This is a genomic window from Galactobacillus timonensis (genome assembly GCF_900240265.1).
In the GTDB taxonomy this organism is placed as follows: domain Bacteria; phylum Bacillota_I; class Bacilli_A; order Erysipelotrichales; family Erysipelotrichaceae; genus Bulleidia; species Bulleidia timonensis.
In genome coordinates, this window is sequence record NZ_LT964739.1 from 690,889 (window position 1) to 710,848 (window position 19,960).

General features: G+C 51.7%; 17 protein-coding genes, 1 other RNA gene and 1 other annotated feature. Of the genes, 5 read left to right on the forward strand and 13 right to left on the reverse strand.

Translation table 11 applies throughout. From position 1 onward, the window contains the following. Positions 1 to 3: 3 nt before the first annotated feature. The 13 genes from C1714_RS03255 to serS form a co-directional block, all read right to left on the reverse strand. Positions 4 to 819: a ParB/RepB/Spo0J family partition protein gene (locus C1714_RS03255; protein WP_245305004.1), complete on the reverse strand. Its 816-nt coding sequence runs from the start codon at positions 817 to 819 to the stop codon at positions 4 to 6. Between the two features lie 41 nt (positions 820 to 860). Beyond that, positions 861 to 1,550, reverse strand: coding sequence for a 16S rRNA (guanine(527)-N(7))-methyltransferase RsmG (gene rsmG, locus C1714_RS03260; RefSeq protein WP_102341847.1), 690 nt, complete (start codon positions 1,548 to 1,550; stop codon positions 861 to 863). Positions 1,551 to 1,572: 22 nt separating this feature from the next. Beyond that, positions 1,573 to 2,808 carry a glycoside hydrolase family 10-like protein gene (locus C1714_RS03265; protein ID WP_167849910.1) on the reverse strand — a complete coding sequence of 412 codons (1,236 nt, stop codon included), beginning with the start codon at positions 2,806 to 2,808 and terminating at the stop codon, positions 1,573 to 1,575. Further along, positions 2,792 to 3,418, reverse strand: a complete 627-nt coding sequence (locus tag C1714_RS03270) for an FAD-dependent thymidylate synthase (protein WP_102341849.1) — start codon at positions 3,416 to 3,418, stop codon at positions 2,792 to 2,794. The genes C1714_RS03265 and C1714_RS03270 overlap by 17 nt, the downstream gene beginning before the upstream one ends. Next, positions 3,415 to 5,292: a tRNA uridine-5-carboxymethylaminomethyl(34) synthesis enzyme MnmG gene (gene mnmG, locus C1714_RS03275; protein ID WP_102341850.1), complete on the reverse strand. Its 1,878-nt coding sequence runs from the start codon at positions 5,290 to 5,292 to the stop codon at positions 3,415 to 3,417. The genes C1714_RS03270 and mnmG overlap by 4 nt, the downstream gene beginning before the upstream one ends. Beyond that, complete coding sequence (locus C1714_RS03280; RefSeq protein WP_135567875.1) at positions 5,289 to 6,197, reverse strand: hypothetical protein; 909 nt, start codon at positions 6,195 to 6,197, stop codon at positions 5,289 to 5,291. Before C1714_RS03280 ends, mnmG begins: the two co-directional genes overlap by 4 nt. Before the next feature lie 8 nt (positions 6,198 to 6,205). Beyond that, positions 6,206 to 7,873: a formate--tetrahydrofolate ligase gene (locus C1714_RS03285; RefSeq protein ID WP_102341852.1), complete on the reverse strand. Its 1,668-nt coding sequence runs from the start codon at positions 7,871 to 7,873 to the stop codon at positions 6,206 to 6,208. Between the two features lie 47 nt (positions 7,874 to 7,920). Continuing rightward, positions 7,921 to 8,517, reverse strand: a complete 597-nt coding sequence (gene recR, locus C1714_RS03290) for a recombination mediator RecR (protein ID WP_102341853.1) — start codon at positions 8,515 to 8,517, stop codon at positions 7,921 to 7,923. Position 8,518: 1 nt separating this feature from the next. Then, the gene (locus C1714_RS03295) at positions 8,519 to 8,818 is read right to left on the reverse strand and encodes a YbaB/EbfC family nucleoid-associated protein (protein WP_102341854.1); all 300 of its coding nucleotides are present in this window, start codon (positions 8,816 to 8,818) and stop codon (positions 8,519 to 8,521) included. A 14-nt stretch (positions 8,819 to 8,832) separates the two neighbouring features. Further along, positions 8,833 to 10,605: a DNA polymerase III subunit gamma/tau gene (gene dnaX, locus C1714_RS03300; RefSeq protein ID WP_102341855.1), complete on the reverse strand. Its 1,773-nt coding sequence runs from the start codon at positions 10,603 to 10,605 to the stop codon at positions 8,833 to 8,835. Positions 10,606 to 10,684: 79 nt separating this feature from the next. Beyond that, on the reverse strand, positions 10,685 to 11,170 hold the full coding sequence (locus tag C1714_RS03305) for a nucleoside deaminase (protein WP_102341856.1): 486 nt from the start codon (positions 11,168 to 11,170) through the stop codon (positions 10,685 to 10,687). Between the two features lie 9 nt (positions 11,171 to 11,179). Next, positions 11,180 to 11,278, reverse strand: an RNA gene (gene ffs, locus C1714_RS03310) — signal recognition particle sRNA small type. A 57-nt stretch (positions 11,279 to 11,335) separates the two neighbouring features. Beyond that, positions 11,336 to 12,640, reverse strand: a complete 1,305-nt coding sequence (gene serS / locus C1714_RS03315; protein ID WP_102341857.1) for a serine--tRNA ligase — start codon at positions 12,638 to 12,640, stop codon at positions 11,336 to 11,338. A 41-nt stretch (positions 12,641 to 12,681) separates the two neighbouring features. Beyond that, positions 12,682 to 12,884: a binding site (T-box leader), on the reverse strand. A 65-nt stretch (positions 12,885 to 12,949) separates the two neighbouring features. Here serS and C1714_RS03320 point away from each other — a divergent pair. The 5 genes from C1714_RS03320 (at position 12,950) to C1714_RS03340 (ending at position 19,892) form a co-directional block, all read left to right on the forward strand. Continuing rightward, positions 12,950 to 13,891 carry a hypothetical protein gene (locus C1714_RS03320; RefSeq protein WP_135567876.1) on the forward strand — a complete coding sequence of 314 codons (942 nt, stop codon included), beginning with the start codon at positions 12,950 to 12,952 and terminating at the stop codon, positions 13,889 to 13,891. Positions 13,892 to 14,052: 161 nt separating this feature from the next. Next, positions 14,053 to 14,343, forward strand: coding sequence for a hypothetical protein (locus tag C1714_RS03325; RefSeq protein WP_102341859.1), 291 nt, complete (start codon positions 14,053 to 14,055; stop codon positions 14,341 to 14,343). 142 nt (positions 14,344 to 14,485) lie between these two features. Beyond that, positions 14,486 to 16,333, forward strand: a complete 1,848-nt coding sequence (locus C1714_RS03330; RefSeq protein WP_102341860.1) for a TerB N-terminal domain-containing protein — start codon at positions 14,486 to 14,488, stop codon at positions 16,331 to 16,333. Then, positions 16,330 to 17,658 carry an ATP-binding protein gene (locus C1714_RS03335; protein ID WP_102341861.1) on the forward strand — a complete coding sequence of 443 codons (1,329 nt, stop codon included), beginning with the start codon at positions 16,330 to 16,332 and terminating at the stop codon, positions 17,656 to 17,658. Before C1714_RS03330 ends, C1714_RS03335 begins: the two co-directional genes overlap by 4 nt. Continuing rightward, positions 17,655 to 19,892: a DEAD/DEAH box helicase gene (locus C1714_RS03340; protein ID WP_102341862.1), complete on the forward strand. Its 2,238-nt coding sequence runs from the start codon at positions 17,655 to 17,657 to the stop codon at positions 19,890 to 19,892. The genes C1714_RS03335 and C1714_RS03340 overlap by 4 nt, the downstream gene beginning before the upstream one ends. Positions 19,893 to 19,960: the final 68 nt, after the last annotated feature.

Below are 19,960 nucleotides of genomic sequence, written 5' to 3' on the forward strand. Positions count from 1 at the left end.
CTCTTATTGTTTTGGAAAGCGGATCACGACCGTCACCTGGTCCGGAGCGTCTTCGGTTTCCATTGTGGGATTCATTCCCATCTTCTGAATCATCTTTACACACTGCGCAATTGAATTGATGCCGATCTGAATATTGCGCGCAAAGCCCTTCGTCTTCTGACGCTTATGCGTCTTCGGCGGCTGTGCTTCTCTGCTAATCATCTGGTCCACATACGCCTCGGTTTCCCGAACCGTATAGCCACATTTAACGACTTCTTCATAGGCCTTCTTCTGCTCGTTTTCCGGCAGCTTCAGCAGTGCACGGGCATGGCGCTCCGTAACCTTCTGTTCCCTGATACCATCCTGCACTTCTTCAGGAAGTGACAGAAGACGGATCTTGTTGGCAACCGAGGACTGGGAGCGGCCGATCTGAGCCGCCAGCTGTTCCTGACTCAGATGAGCCTGACGCATGATCTGCACATAGGCCTGCGCCTCTTCAACGGCGCTGAGATTTTCTCTCTGAATGTTTTCAACCAGTGCCATCTGCGCAGCTTCCGCCTCATCGGGCGACAGGATGTAGCACGGCATCTTTTCCATGCCCAGTGCCCTGCATGCCCGATAGCGCCGCTCACCGGCAATGATCTCATACCTCCCGTCGACCTGACGCACTGTAATCGGCGTAATCAGACCGTTGGCGCGGATGGATTCTTTCAGTTCCTCCAGCGAATCTTCGTCAAAGTTCTGCCGCGGCTGATAAGGAGAAGGAACGATCCTGTCCAAAGGAAGCTCCATAACCTTTCCTACCAGTGTTTTTTCCAGCAGTGATGTAAAGCGTGCCATGGTCTCCTCCTTTCCCCTTTCATCCGTTTCCGTTGTGTCTTTTACAATGGCTTTTTCTTGATCTGTCCATAATTGCGAGGATACTGCGCCGGCGTATGCGACACTTTCATAGCCGAAATGTTGTTGCGTATTTCGCCACCCGGCAGCGCTGCGGCGTGAATCTCTGCCGCATTCAGTCCCAGTACCTTGAAGGCATGTTCCGCAGCTTTTACTTCTTCGCTTCCCTGCGGACCCTTCATCGCCAGGAACATTCCTCCAACTCTGATGAAGGGGGCGCACAGTTCACTCAATACCGGAAGGCCGGCGACAGCTCTTGCGACAGCGACATCGAATGTTTCCCGCTCCGTTTTCACCACGTCTTCCGCTCTTCCCTGAATCACCGTAACGTTGTTCAGCTTCAGCTCACTGACCAGCTGCTGCAGATAGCGCACGCGCTTGCCGATCGGCTCCAGCAGCGTCACTCTGAGATCCGGCCGTGCGATCGCAAATACGACACCCGGAAAGCCGGCGCCGCTGCCTACATCGATCACCGAAGCGTTTTGTCCAATCAGCGCGATCGGCAGTAAACAGTCCAGAAAGTGCTTCTCATAGATATCATCCCGCGTCCTGAGAGCCGTGAGATTGATCTTTTCATTCCATTCCAGTAACAGTTCACAATCCCTTTCGAGCTGTACAAGCATCTGTTCGCTCAGGGGGACGGGACTGTACTCTGCAAGTTCCTTGATTTCCATAGCACCACAATTCTACATCAGTCTAGGAGGCCAGCGTCACGCTTTTAATGTGGACAATTTCGTTATCCACATTTTCCTTGATTTCATCGGATGGAACAAACAGTGTTCCGTAGTTGTAGAAAGCCGCTCCGACACAGTTCTGTGACAGTGCATACTGCACCTGACGGCCCAGAATGTCGCTGTTATCGACCCATTCGCTGCTCGCATCGCCAGCCCCGGCATCCACACTGCCAACCTTATAGGCCGCCAGCCCCGCCGACAGGCGGATTCCGCTGTCGCCGACGATGTTCTTCCACTCCTGCAGCGTTGATTCAAACGGCTTTACCGGATGATTGAAGCCCCAGTATATCTGGGGAATCAGCTCATCGACCGTCCTGTCCGCCACCCAGTCTTCCGGCCAGGCATACATCAGCTGATGGTTGTTATCGATATTTCCGGAAGGAGAGATCGAATACATCAGCGAAGGACCGTGTTTCTTGATCGTGTCGTAGATCTGCTTCACAAGGGCATTGACGTTGTTTCGGCGGAAGTCATCGAGCGTCAGACTGCTGTTTTCCCTGAGGCTGAGGGAATAGGCATAGGCATCAAACTTCTTCTCCACACCCGAGGGATAGAAATAGTCATCCATATGGATCCCGTCCACATCGTAGCTGTTGAGAATTTCATCGATGACCGAGCAGATCAGATTGCGGCAGTCTTCATAGGCCGGATTTAGATAGTAAAGATCACCGACCTGACGTATGCGTTCATTGTTTTCACTGATCCACTGCCGTATGGTCGAATCTTCCGGAAGACTGTCCACCTGATCAACAGGAATCGAACGCATCGGGTTGATCCAGGCATCGATATACATGCCCCGGGCATGCGCCTTCTTTACAAAGACGGCAAGCGGATCATAGTCACAGTTTCCCAGATACGAAGACTTCGGATAGATCGAACTGTTATAGAACGCATCCGTATACGCCACCGCATGCACGAACACACGGTTCACACCGATACTCTGCATGTTGTCGAGTGCCGTATCAACGACACTGTTGAACGTTTCTAGGCTGATATCCTTGCAGTCGCGCTCATAGTCGAGATAGGACCACCACATGCCGTACTCCGGCGCGGCTGCCCTTAGTTCTGCTGGCGATGCGGAGGGTGATGAGGTTTCCTTTGGCATCGCTGTACTTCCGCAGCCAGCCAGCAGGCAGCCCACGGACAAGGAGACGGCAAGAAGCTGTTTCATGAATTTTGATTTATTGATTGCCTTCATCGGCGGCTTCCCCGGTAATGAATTCCGCATGCGGAAGGGTCTCGATCCACTTGCAGAAAATGCGCCATTCGGGCAGACGATGATCCTTCCGCTGGCGGTAGATCGTCTTCAGCTGACGGTAGTTTGTCGTCATGCGTGCAGTAAGCCGGAAGCCGGCCGGATTGGAATACAGAATCTCGAGATACTTCTGCTCGAGCTGCGGACGCAAAGATGCGTCCGTCTTTGCCTGTTCCTGCAGGTCGTTGTAGGCCTTTACCTTTTCCTTCATGATCGCGATGATTCTTTGATCGGTGTAGGAAATATATGCCTGATCCAGATCGAATTTCGTGATCCTGTGCATCGTCGACTGACTTGAAACAAAGTCGAGGAAGTGATAGCGCTCCGCCTCGACCCATACCTTATTGGAAAATGTCACATCAAACTGAACAATGACACCGTTCAGAAAATTATCATGACCGCTGCCGATGGGTGAGCGGGCAAGCTTCTCCATTGTCGGCGTAATCTCTGTCGTTACCTGCGAAGGGTCGACAGCAAAGGAAAATTTCGCCCCCTGCACAGCCTCCTCCAGGCCGTAGACACGTACATTTGAAACAATATCCTGCCAATTCATGCGGTAGTCCTTCCCTTTCCCTGTTTCAGTGCAACTGCCAGCACCATCAGATCCGCCGGATTGACGCCGGAGATGCGTGACGCCTGTCCCATCGTCTCGGGACGATATTTCATCAGCTTCTGCCGGCCTTCGATCGAAAGATTTTCCACCTCGTCATAGTTGAAGTCCAAGCCGAGCTTCTGATCCTCCATCGCCTCCAGCTTCTTCGCCTCGCGACGTGCCTTGTCAATATAGCCGGCGTACTTGATCTCGATTTCCGCTTCATCAGCGATCCTGGCATCGGCTTCGATGCCAGCCGCGTTTAACAGCTTCACACATGAAATATTCGGGCGCCGGATCAGATCACTGGCATGCACACCCTTGTGCGGATGATCGCTGTAGCCTGCTTCATCGAGATATTCTGAAATCTTTGGATCGTCGAGTTCCAGCGTCGTCGCATCCAGCTTCTCTTCCAGATCATGAAGAGCCGCCATCTTCTTTTCATAGGCTTCATAGCGCTGATCATTGATCAGCCCGACTTCCCGGCCCACATCGATCAGACGCTGCTCGGCATTGTCATGCCTCAGAAGAAGACGGAACTCGGCCCGACTCGTCAATAGACGATACGGTTCCAGCGTCCCCTTGGTCGTCAGATCATCGAGCAGAACGCCGATATACGCCTGATCGCGGCGCAGGATGACGGGCGGCTTTCCTTCCAGCTTGCGGGCCGCATTGATGCCGGCGATGATACCCTGTCCCGCCGCCTCTTCATAGCCCGAAGTGCCGTTGACCTGACCGGCCGTAAACAGATTGCGAATGATCTTCGACTCTTCCGTTATCTGCATCTGGATCGGATCGATCGCATCATATTCAATTGCGTAGGCATACTTCTTGATGATGCAGTGCTCAAAGCCCGGCAGCGTATGCGTCATCCTCTCCTGCACATCGCGGGGAAGCGACGTGGAAAAGCCCTGCACATAGGTCGTATCCATGCGCAGTGACTCCGGCTCCAGGAACAGCAGATGCCTCGGCTTATCCTTGAAGCGCACCAGCTTGTCTTCAATGCTCGGACAGTAACGCGGACCGACACCCTTCACAACACCGGAATACATCGATGACCTGTTCAGATTGGAAAGAATGATTTCATGCGTCTCAGGTGTTGTCCAGGTCTGATAGCACGGTACCTGCTCAGCAAAGGGACGAATTTCTTTTGTCGTCTCACTGAAGGCAATGAAGGCATCGGTCCCTTCTTCCTTCACCGTCTTTGAAAAGTCGATCGACGCCGTCAGAACACGCGGCGGTGTCCCCGTTTTCAGACGCATCGTCGCAATGCCGTTATCACGCAGCGACTGCGAAAGTTCGTTGGTTGTCTTTTCACGGTCCGGGCCGCCCGGCGTCACTTCCGCACTGATCATGTTGAGACCGGCCATATAGGTACCGGTCGTAAGAATCACCGCATCCGCCGTAATTACCGAACCATCCGCCAGCGTAATGCCCGTAACGGTCTGATTGGTCACGTTGATCCGCGTCACCATCGCGGCCAGCACCGTCAGATTCTCCTGGTGCGTCACGACGTACTGCATCATTTCCTTATAGGCAAGCTTGTCCGACTGTACCCTTAGAGCCCGTACACCCGGTCCCTTGGCGCTGTTGAGCATCTTGAACTGCAGCGCCGTACGGTCCGCTGTGATCGGCATCTGTCCGCCCAGCGCATCGATTTCTCTCACAACAATGCCCTTGGCCGGTCCACCAACGCTCGGGTTGCACGGCATCTTGCCGATATTTTCCATACTCAGCGTCACCAGCATCGTCTTATGACCCATGCGCGCCGCCGCAAGCGCAGCTTCTATGCCTGCATGGCCGCCGCCGATGACGATAATTTCAAATTCACTCATAACTGCTTCAGCTCTTTGATCCAGGTTTCCACTTCCGGATCCTTCTGTTCTGTAACTACTTCAATCTGTACATGTTCCATGACGATGCCTTCCCGCTTCAGTTCCATCCGGTATGAAAGAAATCGGCCCATCAGCTGCTGGAACAGCGCATTCCTGGAACGGGCGCTGTAGACAAAGGGCAGCGCAATCGTCAACGTATCATTCCTGTATGTGTAGGCATCGGAACTGCCGGAGATCATCCGCAGCTCACTGTGCGCCTCTGTATATGCACGCATGATATGATCCGCCCTGGCGGCGGCGCTCTTCGACTGCATCATCGGCGCAACTCTGGCGGCGATTTCCGCCATCTGATAATCGAGCATATCTTCGCCGAACTGTGCCTCGCACTGCTCATTCAGAGAAGCGCTCCAGAAATCGTTGACACCGATCTCTTCCGCAAGCTTCAGAATGCGTACCGTGGCACCGGGGTTCCCCTGATCGATATAGGTAAAGCTTTCCAGGCTGTTCGACAGCCGGATGCCCGCATCTCTTGGATCTATGGGCGAGCGGAAGAAGATCGCACCGTCCAGATAGAGACAGCTCATCTTTGCCGGCACCCGGTGGTCACGTGCCGAACTTTCAATGGCACGCTTCATCTGTTCGATATTGTCGTAGCCGTTCTTCGTCTCGTAGCGTTCCCACATCTTCTTCAGCGTCAGAACGCTGGCGGAGCGGAAATGGGCATAGCCGACGAAGGAGCGCTTGCGGCTCTGGGGCGTACGGGCATAGAAAAACAGAAGATCTCCCGGCTTAAAATCCGTGAACTCCGTCTTCGGCGAAAGGCGCCAGAAGTTCATTTCACGGTTGCCGCAGAGGCGGTGGTACTCCATCATCTGTTCATCTGTTACGTACGCTATTGAACTCATACTCTACCTTAGAAAATTCCGTAGCTGGATCCATCCGGATTGATTCCCATATGAACCGCCGCCGGATCTTTCGGAAGTCCCGGCATCGTCAGCACACTTCCGGTATACACCACAACAAAGCCTGCGCCCGCCGAAACCGACAGTGAACGCACATGAATCGTCACATGTTGAGGACGGCCTTTGAGCTTGGGATCATCGCTCAGCGACAGCGGCGTCTTCGCCATGCATACGGGAAGACTGTCATAGCCCATGTCCGCAAACTGCTTCAGCTGTTTTTCGGCCTCTGGCGCATATTCAACGGCTTCCGCACCATAGATGGTTTTTGCGATGGCTTCGATCTTTTCCTTCAGTGTCGCTTCGAGCGGATACAGACAGTGGAAATCATTCGGCTCATCGCACAGTTCCACAACCTTTCTGGCAAGGTCGATGGTTCCCTTTCCGCCCTTTGCCCAGCCTTCACTGATCTCTGCGCTGCAGCCCTGATCTTCGCACCACTTCTTCAGGGCATTCAGTTCCGCTTCCGTATCACTCGAGAAGCGGTTAATGCAGATGGTAAAGGGAACGCCACAGGATTTGATCGACTCCATGTGCTTGGCAAGGTTCGCCGTCCCCTTCAGCATCGCTTCCACGTTTTCTTCATCGAGATGATCCAGTTCCACGCCGCCATGCAGCTTCAGTGCACGTACCGTCGCAACAATGACAACCGCATCCGGATGGATGCCGGCCGTGCGGCACTTGATGTCCATGAACTTCTCAGCACCCAGATCAGCCCCGAAGCCGGCTTCCGTAACGACATAGTCCGCAAGTTTCAGCGCCATCGTTGTCGCAATGATCGAGTTGCACCCGTGGGCGATGTTGGCAAACGGACCGCCATGCACGAATACAGGCGTATGTTCCAGAGTCTGCACAAGATTGGGCTTCAGTGCATCCTTCATGACGACAGCAGCGGCACCATCCACCTTCAGATCCCTGACCGTCACCGGCTTACCATCGTAAGTGTAGGCAACGATGCAGCGGCCGATGCGCTCTTGGAAATCATGCAGATCGCGGGACAGGCATAGAATCGCCATCACTTCCGTCGCAACGGTGATGACAAAGTGATCTTTGCGCTCGATGCCATTGGTCTTTTTGTCCTGGGCAATGGTAATGGAACGCAGCGTCCGGTCATTCATGTCCATGCACCGGGGCCAGACAACACGGGCCGGATCAATGTTCAGAGGATTGCCCTGATAGATGCTGTTATCAAGGACAGCTGCAATCAGATTGTTCGCCGTCGTAATTGCATGCATGTCACCGGTGAAATGGAGGTTGATCGATTCCATCGGCACAACCTGCGCATAGCCGCCGCCCGCAGCTCCGCCCTTGAGACCGAACACCGGTCCAAGTGACGGCTCTCTGAGGCATGCCATCGCCTTTTTGCCGATCTGCTGCAAACCATCGGCCAGACCGATCGTCGTCGTCGACTTTCCTTCGCCTGCTGGTGTCGGGTTGATGGCTGTGACAAGAATCAGCCTGCCATTGGGGTGCGTGTCAATCTCGGAATGAATCGCCGGGAGGATCTTTGCCTTATCGTTTCCATACGGTTCTACATATTCACGCCTGATGCCTGCTTTTTCAGCAATCGTATAGATGTCATCAAGCTTCGCTGCCTGAGCGATTTTTAGGTCATTGTTCATGGTTCATCCTCCTGCGTATCTATATCTGCTTCTAATTCGTTGTCTGTTCAGCCGATGCGGCGCCGGTCACTGAGGGCGTGAGACAGCGTCAGCTCGTCGGCGTAGTCGAGAGCACCGCCTGCCGGCAGGCCATGGGCGATCCGCGTCACCAGAAGAGAAGGGAACGATTCATGGATCTTTTTGCTCAGATACATCGCCGTCGTTTCCCCGTCCATCGTCGCATCCGTTGCAAGGATTACTTCTTCCGCCTCAGGCAGACGTTCCATCAGCGACGGAATGTTGAGGTCATCGGGAAGGGTGCCTTTGGATGCAGAGATCAGACCGTTGAGCACATGGTATACGCCATGGTACTGTCCCGTCTTTTCCATGACGAGAACATCTTTCGGCGACTGTACGACAAAAATCTGTTTGTGGTTGCGGGATGCATCTTTGCATATGGAGCATTCCTCATCTTCGCTGAAATTGCCGCAGATCCGGCAGTACTTCAGCTTTTCCTTCACATTGACCAGTGCCCTGGCAAAGGTGCGGACATCTTCTTCGTTTTCTGCTGCGATGGTCAAAGCGTAGCGCTCCGCCGTCTTTTCACCGACGCCCGGCAGTGTGCGGAAGGCTTCAATCAGCTGCTGAAGACTTTCAGGATACATCTCAGAAACCCGGTACCGAAATACCACCGGTTACGGCGCCCATTTTCTGAGCGCGGTCATCGGCAGCCTTCTTCACAGCGTCGTTGACGGAAATCAGAATCAGATCCTGCAGCATCTCCTGGTTGTCCTTCTCCAGAAGATCGGGATCAATCTCGACGGACTGTACCTCGTTTTTGCCGTTGATCACGACCTTGACGCCGTTATTGGATCCTTCATACTGCGTTGCGTCGAGCTCTTCTTCAATCTTCTTGAGCTGTTTCTGCATCGCATTTGCCTGCTTCATCAATGCCTTCATGTCCATAGTTCCATCTCTCCTTATTTATGTTCATCATCAATGACTTCGATATTTTCCGCACCGAAGCCATCGACCAGTTTTTCAAATACATCTTCTTCCTTGGAAGCTTCCGATTCTTTCTGCCAGCGGCTGACCTTGATCTTCTCAGGAAGATCCTTCTGACGCATCCGTGCTACAAATGCCGCGGTCGCTGCCTTGAATGCTTCGCCTGTCACAGCGTACGGCATCTTGTCGATGCCATGATCCTTCAGGAAGAAGTAGAAGCCCTTGTTGAACTTCTCCTCCATCACTGCATGCGCCACCGGTGCCGACTTGCATACCAGCAGAATGACATCGGGTCCGGAAGCACCAATCTCCGTCTGTATCAGCATGGACTTGTACTGATCCATACTTCCTTCATCAAGAATGGCAGATACTTTCTTCTGATCTTCCCCCTTGCATGACTTGTTCGCTGCAGCCATGATTTCAAGAATCTCATTCTGATCACATTCGTGAATGTGTACCGGTTCCATTTCCTGTACAGGTTCACTGTCACTCACTGTCTGATCATTTCCTGCAGGTTCCCTTTGCTCGGGCTGCGGCGTTAGCACTTCCGGTTCCGGTACAGCCTGTGCCGTCTTTTCGATCGTCGGATTCTCTTCCTTCTCTACCTTCTTCTGCTCCGTCATAGACGGTGCAGAAGCCCGTGTCTTTTCAACGCTTCTTTGTTCCGGTTCCTGCAACAGCTGCATCATCTCAAGACATGCCACTTCCAGACAGTCTCTTACCGAATAGGTATAGCGATACCTGTCCTCTGCTTCGGAAAGGACGCGGATCATGGCAAGCAGCTGATCCTTGCGGCAGTACTGCAGCAGTTTCTGACACTGCTCCATCGATGCGCTCTGCAGAAGTTTTTCGTCATCGGTGGAGGATGCGACAATCGCATCCTTGAGAATTACGATCAGATCATGGGTCAGACGCCTGAGATCATTGCCGTGCTGCTCAGCATTCTTCAGACGGTTCAAGATCGCCGCTGTATCATGCGTGCATATTGCCGTGAGCAGGTTCATCTTTTCGTCCATCGACGCAAGTCCGAAGATTTCGTTGATGGAAGCAGATGTGATGTGCTGCCCCGCATAGGCATATGCCTGATCAAGAATCGAAAGGGAGTCGCGCATTCCGCCATCAGCAAGTTCCGCAATTTCCTCAGCAGCGTCCGGATCAAGCTGGAAACCTTCCTTACTGCTGATATCCAGGAGATGTTCCTTGATCTGCTCCGTATCAATGCGCGTAAAGTCAAAGCGCTGGCATCTTGAAATAATCGTCGGCAGAAGCTTCTGCGGATCCGTCGTCGCCAGAATGAAGATAACGTGGGCGGGTGGTTCCTCCAGTGTCTTCAGCAAAGCCGATGCAGCACTGGATGAGAGCTGGTGAACCTCATCGATGATATAAATCTTGTACTTGCCAAGCATCGGAGCCAGCTGGGCACGGTCAATCAGATCACGGATATCATCGACATGCGTCTCATTGGCCGCGTTGATTTCAATGATATCGGGATGGGTACCGGCGATCGCCTCCCTGCAGTTTTCGCATTCTCCGCAGGGTGCCTTATCCGGATGTTCACAGTTGATTGCACGGGCAAGAAGCCGGGCCATTGTCGTCTTCCCGGTTCCCCGCGGACCGCAGAAAAGATAGGCATGGCCAACAGTTCCTGTACGTATCGCATTCTGAATGCTGCGGACAACGTACTGCTGACCGATGACCTCATCAAAGGTCTGTGAACGGTATTTTTGATACAAGGCTGGTCGTCCCATGGCTACAATTCTCCGATTGCATCCATTATATATCAAAACGGCCGCTCCCCCGCCCGCAGTGGGCAAAGTGTACGGCCGTTTACCTGTTTGTTCCGGTTTGTTTTCGTGGACGATTTCTGCGCTCAGCAAAGAATGTAGAAAGTATCTCAGAACATTCTTTCTGCAGAATTCCGGACCAGATCGTCTTCGGATAGCTGCCGATGTGTTTCAGCTGTTTCACCTGAACCAGCGTCTCAGTGCATCCGCCCTTTGGATCAGCGGTTCCATAGTACAGGTTGCGGATCCGGCTCAGTCCAATAACACCTGTGCACATCATGCACGGCTCCAGTGTCACATACAGATCGCAGTCATCCAGACTCCAGGTTCCAAGTACCTTCGAAGCTTCTTCAATTGCAAGCATCTCGGCATGGGCATTTGCCTGCTGGTAATGTTCCCGCATATTGTGGGCACGGGCAACGATCTCATTGTCGCGCACGATCACGGCGCCGACCGGTACCTCATCGATCTCTGCCGCCTTCTGTGCCTCTTTCAGAGCTTCCTGCATAAAATATTCGTCACTGTGCATGCCCTGATTTTTTCATAAAAAAACGGCACACGCAAGCAGAGGTTTGTATGGCTGCTTCCTTCCGGACCTGACCAAGTTCTATACATGCTTGCTGTACCGTGTTTATTATATGGGAATTTACTGTTTAGAGCAAATTTTAACTCTGAATTGTTTCACGTGAAACAATCAGAACATGTTCTTCTTCTTATCCTTCGGAACAAGGACCTTCTGGCCGCCCATGTACGGCTGCAGCGGCTCAGGAATCTTGACGGAGCCGTCTCTCTGCAGGTTGTTCTCGAAAAATGCAATCAGCATACGAGGCGGGGCGACAACGGTGTTGTTCAGTGTATGAGCGAAGTAATTGCCCTTCTCACCCTTGATGCGGATGCCAAGACGGCGTGCCTGTGCATCACCGAGGTTAGAGCAGCTGCCGACTTCGAAATACTTCTTCTGACGCGGAGACCAAGCCTCAACGTCGCAGGACTTCACCTTCAGATCTGCAAGGTCGCCCGAGCAGCACTCAATCGTACGCACCGGGATATCGAGAGAACGGAAGAACTTGACTGAAATATTCCAGAGACGGTCATACCACATGGCAGAATCCTCCGGCTCACAGACGACAACCATCTCCTGCTTCTCAAACTGATGGACACGATACAGGCCGCGCTCCTCAATGCCATGGGCGCCGACTTCCTTGCGGAAGCAGGGGCTGTAGGATGTCAAAGTATACGGAAGGTTCTCCTTCTTCAGTGTCTCGCCGATGAAGCGGCCGACCATCGAGTGCTCAGACGTACCGATCAGATACAGATCCTCGCCTTCGATCTTGTACATCATGTTCTGCATTTCCGTGAAGGACATGACACCGTTGACAACGTTGCCATGAATCATGAACGGCGGAACGAAATAGGTGAAGCCTTCATTGATCATGAAGTCACGGGCATAGCTCAGAATGGAAGAATGAAGGCGGGCAACATCTCCCATCAGGTAGTAGAAGCCGTTGCCTGTCGTCTCACGTGCACTGTCCAGATCCAGACCATCGAGAGACTCCATGATATCCGTGTGATACGGGATCTCAAAATCCGGAACAACCGGCTCACCGAATTTCTGCAGCTCAACATTCTCACTGTCGTCCTTGCCAATGGGAACAGACGGATCAATGATCTGCGGGATTACGAGCATCCGCTTGCGGATCTCCTCCTGCATATTGTTTTCTTCAACTTCAAGAGTTTCGAGTTCCTTGTCTACGTCCTTAACGCGCTGTTTGCACGATTCCGCATCTTCCTTCTTGCCCTCGCGCATCAGTGCGCCGATCTGCTTGGATACACGGTTGCGCTCTGCACGCAAATCATCGCCGTGCTGTTTGGCGGCGCGGTACTTTTCATCCAGGTCGCGCACCTCATCGACCAGCGGAAGTTTTTCGTCCTGGAACTTCTTCTTGATATTTTCTTTGACGAAGTCCGGATTCTCACGAATAAGCTTAATGTCAATCATCTTTCTTCTCCTTTATAGAAATAAAAAACATCGTCTCCATTGCTAGGGACGATGTGATCGCGGTGCCACCCTGATTGAAATTGTTTCACGTGAAACAATTTCCTCTCGACACGGATAACGGGCGCTGCCGGAAATGACTGGTTTCTCTCGGGAATGGATTTCTCTGTCCTCTGCAATGGTTCGCATCAACCACCATTTTTCTGCGCCAGAACGTACAGATACTAAGTTCCTTCAACGATTTACGAACACATTCTGTCATCGTAAACATGGTTTGTCAAGAAACTGTCCAGGGTATAAAATTGTGGAACCATGAAACGATTTCTAGCGTTTTTCCTCACATGTACGATGCTCGCTGCCTGCGGCACAAAACAAAGCACGCAGCAGAATACGAACAGTTCTACTAACGATTATAACGGTCCCGAAGTATCCGCCGACACCCGTACCGATGAAGAAAAGGAACTGGCGATGATCCAGGATGCCGTCTCTACCTACAATGATAATAAGGTCAGCGAGACCTCGGACTATTACGGAGTTACGATTCCGGATCTTCCGCTGGAAGTGGATTCCCTTCCCCAGGTCAATTCGCTGAGTGATCTGACAATTCTGGATACAGACCCGATGATGACCAATTCAGTACTGACGGCAGAGATGCCGATCGATTCCGCCTACACCATCATCTTTACGATTTACCATGCGACCGGTGAATCGTTCTGGCTGAATGGAACCGTGGAATTTCAGCAGAATCTCGATGCAGTCACAGTTGATGATCCGCAGTACGCAGATATACGTAATACATTGTCTTCTCTTCTTTCGCAGCAGAAAACCATTCTGAACTGGTTCTACGGGCTGAACGTAACCGTCGGCGATACACCGGTCGAAGGTACGGAATACTATCCGGTTGTTTCGGTGGAAGGTCTTTCTTCTCCTTCCATCGCCGCAATGAAGGAAGCGGCGGAAAAAATATTTACCGCCGACTATCTGAATGCATCATTCTATCCGTCCGCATTTGACGGAGAGGAACCGATGTATCAGGAGATCAACGGACAGCTTTGCAAGCGTGAATCCGATATGACAAGCATGCTGGATGGCGAAAGCTACGCAACGGATTATATTGCGACTGTTTCCAACCAGGATGATCGCATTCTGATTGATATTCATACCACAATTCTTGACCAGGTACAGCCCACAATACGCCGTATCGTTCTCTTGAATACTGACAGCGGCATCCGCCTTTCGGCCGCCTACGAATGATGCCCGCATGCATATTCATGCATGAGAATGCATGAATAGATGAAGAATGTAGATGAAATGTACAACATTCTTGTTGAAAAATCTGGTTTCACATGCTTGAAATGTGAGATTTATGTGTTAGTATCCGCTTTGGAGGAGCCACCCGGGAAAGGAGCCAGAAAATGGCAAAGAAATCCGAAGAGGTTTACAAGAAGAAGCTTGACTACAACAACAATTACAATCGTCTGAATTACCGCTCCTTCTCCATCCGCTACAACGTCACCTCAGAAAAGAGAATCATCAGTTGGCTCGAAAAGAAACCCAGTCTGAAGGTTTATCTGACTGAGCTGATTGCGGAAGATATGGAGAAGCACGGCCGCTCTGCTGCCAAGACTCCGGCAAAGAAAAAGGAAAAAGCGGAAGAGCCGTCAAAAAAAACTGCAGGAAAGAAGACTGCAGCCAAGCACAAATAAACAATTAAAATTCATTCGCTTCCTACGCTGCAGCAGCCAGTGGCCCTGCTGCAGCTTTTTTAATGCGAATGAGGAGGAATAAAATGTATTCGTAATATCTTCTATACTTTACGGGAGTATTGTTTCATCAGGAGAAGGAAACGTGGAACTGTCGCAGCTTATTACATACGCAAAAGACAAATATCAGATCAAGCCACAGTACAGGTTGAAGGACTTTCCCGGCTTTCCCGTTCTCTGTCATCCGGGGACAAAAAAAGATATCGCCTTTCTGATGCAGCAGTATGACAGCGAAACCGGAGAGTTCATTGAATGCTGCGATCTCAAGTGCAGTCCGAACGATAACATACCGCGAAATGTGTCGTGGATTTCCCGCCCCTTCCACAAGAAAGGCCCCAACTGGATCGGCATATCCTTCACCCAAGACACGGACGCTGATGCCGTATTCCATCTTTTTGATCAGGCCGTTCAGATGGAAAATCAGTCCGGCTGTACCATTGTTCTGGATGAAATATCAAATGCAGCAGACAAAAGTTATCATGATACGCCGCTGCCGTTTTCCGACAGTTCCTACCGTCCCGCAAAAGAAGTCATGCCGGACAGACTTCGCAGATTGATCCGGATGTTTTCCTACTTCCGCCATTCTCCTAACATACGTGCAAAGGAATTCTATGAACAGGCAAAGTTCATGGAAAACTACACGGATGACGTACCATGGACGGGCAGCTTCTTCACCTATTTTCCTACCTATCAGGATCTGACAACCACGCAGCTGCGCGGATATTTTTCCTGGCGCACCAGAGTAAGAAACGGTGAGTATACGCCGATCTCTTCTTCTGCAGCCCATATTTATATTTACGAACTGCTCAACGGCATCGGAACCAGCTCTGCGGAAGATGCGCTGCAGAAGATGAAGGATTTTGAGTCCGGCTTTATTGACTCCGGCATCGGCGACGAAAACCTACGTCCCGGCCTGGATGAATGGATGGTGAGCTTTGCCATTCTGCACGCTCTTCCCTCAGATCTGATCAAGGATCACATTGATAAAAAAATGATGCAGAAAGATGAAGCCCTTGCCGCACTGCGCAGCCCCGCGGAATCGAGAGATGAACAGATCTTCTCTGCATTGTGTTTGCTCGCTCCAGGGGCACTGTCCAACTCAGCCGTCGTATCCATGGACAGAACCCGCGCCGTCCACCTCTTCAGTGAAGCATGGCGTTCCGCGTCACATTACATCCATAATGGTATGGATCTTTTTACGCTGTGCTTTGGAAAGCCGATTGAGTGGCGGTGGCTGCCCCTCAATAACACAGTCTATTATCGTCCGGATTCATATCCTGACGCTGACTATATCCTGGATCCAGTCCGTTCCTATTATTGCCGTCACAACGTATGGAAAACCAGGTCTTACGATTCTCTGTATTTTGACAAAGATTTATTCAATGGCTTTCTTCATGAAACAGACCGCCTGCTGCGAAAATATCTGAAGACCGGAAGAAAACTGAAACAGCGAACGAGCGAAGAATGGGCAGATCCTTATGTCAACGCCGTCATTGAAGCAGACAGAAAAGCGGTTCTTGAAGCATCACGTCCAAAGATCAGCATCGACCTTTCCGAACTGGACCAGATCCGCAGCGACTCTCTGATTACGCGTAACAGCCTGCTTACCGAAGAGGATCTGCAGGAATTGAATGAAACACAGGTGGAAACAGTTCCAGAACCGGAAACGAAAAATACAGATGAAGCACAGAATACTGCGGCTGTACCATTAAATGCAGTCGAAGCCAAAATCCTGCGAAAGCTGTTACGTTACGAAGATCCTTCATCGCTGATACGGAAGAATCACCTCACTCCTGCTCTGACTGCAGACAAGATCAATGAAGCCATGTTTGATGAAATCGGTGATACCATTCTTGCCTGCGAAGATGATCAGTTATCCATCGTTGAAGATTACCGGGAGGATCTTGCCCGACTGCTTGGAGGCACACAATGAACAACAATAAGAAAGTACCGAAACGCATTTCACAGACCGTTCTGAATTCACTGAAAGGCGGCGTCGTTCCGCGCATCGGTCTGCCGTATATTACCGTCGGCCGTAAAAATGAGATCGCAGCACTGCTTCATGATGTCGACATTATTTCGGAAGGCGGCGCATCGTTCCGTTTCATCGTTGGACGCTATGGAAGCGGAAAGAGTTTCCTGCTGCAGACGATCCGCAACTATGCCATGGACCGCGGCTTTGTCGTCGCTGACGGGGATCTTTCGCCAGAGCGCCGCCTGCAGGGTACGCGCGGCCAGGGGCTTGCGACCTACCGTGAACTGATCTCCAACCTCTCAACAAAAACAAAGCCAGAAGGAGGTGCACTGACACTCCTGCTTGATCGCTGGATCAGCAGTGTACAGAATGAAGCCGTACAGGAAACCGGACTGCTGCCAGGTGATCCTGCCCTGACCACCGCAACGGACAGGAAGATCTACGCCGTCACGTCTTCACTCAGCGAGCTGGTGCACGGCTTTGAATTTGCCCGCCTGCTTTCCACCTACTACCATGCGACCATGGAAGGCGACGATGCCCTCAAGGCAAAGGTTGTCCGCTGGTTCCGTGGCGAATACAGTCTCAAAAGTGAAGCCAGGCAGGAACTCGGCGTCAATATCATCATTACCGACGAAGACTGGTACGACTATCTGAAGATCTTCGCATCCTTCTTCCGCATGGCCGGATATGCAGGCATGTTAATCATGATTGATGAACTCGTCAACATCTACAAGATTCCCAATGCCATCACCCGCCAGTACAACTATGAAAAGATCCTTACCATGTATAACGACACGCTGCAGGGCAAAGCACATTATCTCGGCATCCTCATGGGCGCAACTCCACAGGCCCTCGAAGACAGGCGCCGCGGCATCTACAGCTACGAAGCATTGCGTTCAAGACTTGCCGAAGGCCGCTTCTCAAGGCCGGGTGCACGCGATCTGCTCGCCCCTGTCATCCGTCTGGAGCCGCTAACGGCGGAAGAGATGCTCGTCCTGTGTGAAAAGCTGGCAGACATGCACGCAGGTCTTTACAGCTATGAACGGAAGATCACAACGGATGATCTCGCCGGCTTCATCAAGATTGAATACGGACGCATCGGTGCCGATCAGAACATCACGCCCCGCGAAGTGATCCGCGACTTCATTGAGCTTCTTGACCTTCTGTATCAAAATCCTGACATGACCCTCGCACAGCTGCTGCAGTCGGATGAATTTACCTACACAAAATCTGAAGCAGTTTCTGATGAGGCGGATCAGGGTTATACGGAGTTCACAGTATGAACGTATTTGATCGTTATGCCCCGTTTATTCAGGACTACATCTACCGCTCAGGGTGGAAGAGTCTTCGTGCCGTGCAGAATGCGGCAGGCGAAGCCATCTTCAATACCGATGACAATGTTCTGCTTACTGCTTCAACTGCCTCCGGAAAGACGGAAGCCGCTTTCTTTCCGATCCTGACTCTGCTGGATGAAAATCCCTCAAGTACCGTCGGCGTCCTTTATATCGCTCCCTTGAAGGCATTGATTAATGATCAGTTCGGCCGTCTCAATGAGCTTTGCATGGATGAAGGGATTGCCGTCACACGCTGGCACGGGGATGCCTCTCAGACACAGAAGCGCAGACTGCTGAAAAAGCCTTCCGGCATTCTTCAGATCACGCCCGAATCATTGGAATCACTTCTCATCAACAAGCATATGGAGATTCCGTCCCTGTTTGGCGATCTTCGCTTCATTGTGATTGACGAGATCCATTCCCTGCTGCGCGGTGACAGAGGTCTGCAGACGTTCTGTCTCATTGAACGTCTCTGCCGGATTGCGGGCTGTGATCCGCGAAGAATCGGCCTTTCCGCAACCATCGGAAATCCGGAAGATGCCGGCAGATTTCTGTCGGCCGGCAGTCAAAGAAAAACGATCATTCCAAAGTTTGAAGGCGGAAAGGAAGTATGGCGGCTTTCCATGGAACACTTCTATAACAGTGCACCGCAGGCCGATGAAGGAAAGACACTATCACAGAAGACGCCGCCGATGGAAGAAGTCAGCGACCCGGCACCGAAAAATGCCGATCCCGGCATTGGCTATATCTTTGAACACACCATGGGAAGAAAATGTCTCATCTTCACCAATTCCCGCGAAGAGTGTGAATCCGTCTGTCAGAGTCTTCGCCAGTACTGTGAAGCCAATCATGAACCGGACCGCTTCCTGATCCACCATGGCAACCTTTCCGCATCCTATCGGGAAAGCGCCGAAGAAGAGATGAAGGATGATGACTCACAGATGAGTGTCTGCGCCACGGCGACACTGGAGCTTGGCATTGATATCGGAAAGCTCGAGCGTGCCTTTCAGATTGATGCGCCGTTTACTGTCTCCGGCTTTCTGCAGCGGATGGGACGGACCGGAAGACGCGGACAGCCTTCCGAAATGTGGTTCGTCATGCGCGAAGATCATATGGAGGCCCGCGCCCTGTTGCCTGCAAGCATACCATGGTATCTCATCCAGGGCATCGCGCTGGTGCAGCTGTATATAGAAGAGCGCTTCGTGGAGCCGCCGCGCATGGATCGTCTCCCCTACAGTCTTCTCTACCATCAGACGATGAGTACTCTGGCTTCCCAGGGCGAGATGACGCCTGCCGAGCTTGCGTCACGGGTACTGACGCTGAGCTGTTTCAGTAAGATTACGCAGGATGATTACCGGCTGCTGTTAAGGCATCTAATTGAGATCGACCATATCAACCGCACGGAAAACGGTGGACTGATTGTCGGTCTGGCCGGTGAGCGGGTTGTAAACAATTACAAATTCTACGCCGTGTTTCAGCAAAACGTAGAATATACGGTCCGCTCCGGTTCCGAGCAGCTTGGCACCATTGTCAAACCCGCCCCTGTCGGGGACAAAATTGCGATTGCCGGCCGCGTGTGGGTCGTGGAGGAAGTTGATCATAAGCGCCGTGAAGTGTACTGTACGCTTGTCAAGGGCAATATTCCAGCATACTTCGGTGATGTGGCCGGCGATATTCATACACGCATTCTGGAACGCATGTATGGCGTACTGAGCGAAGATAAGGAATATCCCTACCTGATGCCCCATGCCGTCTGCCGACTGGCGGATGCGCGGGAAACATTTAGAAAATCACTGATGTCCCAGCGTCCCCTGGTACCGCTTGGCGGAAAGATGTGGGTACTGTTCCCGTGGCTTGGCAGCTATGCCTTCCTGGCACTGGAACGGTTTCTGAAGCTGCGCTGCGGCGAGAGGCTTGGTCTCAAGGGGCTGCAGTCGTCTCGTCCCTACTATATGCAGTTCACCATGCAGGTAAGTGAAGCAGAGTTCTATCAGATCGTCTGTGAAGAGGCTGCGAAGGACTTTGATGCACTTGAACTTGTCTATCCAAACGAAGTTCCGGTATTTGAGAAGTACGATGAATATGTTCCTGAAGAACTCGTGCGCAAAGGCTTTGCCCATGGCGTACTGGATATGAACGGTATGAAGAAGCGTGTTCTTTCCTGGAAGAAGTATACAGAATGAAAAATAAGAATTGATAACTGTAAAGAAGGCACTGCAGGATTCATGATCCGACAGTGCCTTTCCTGTTA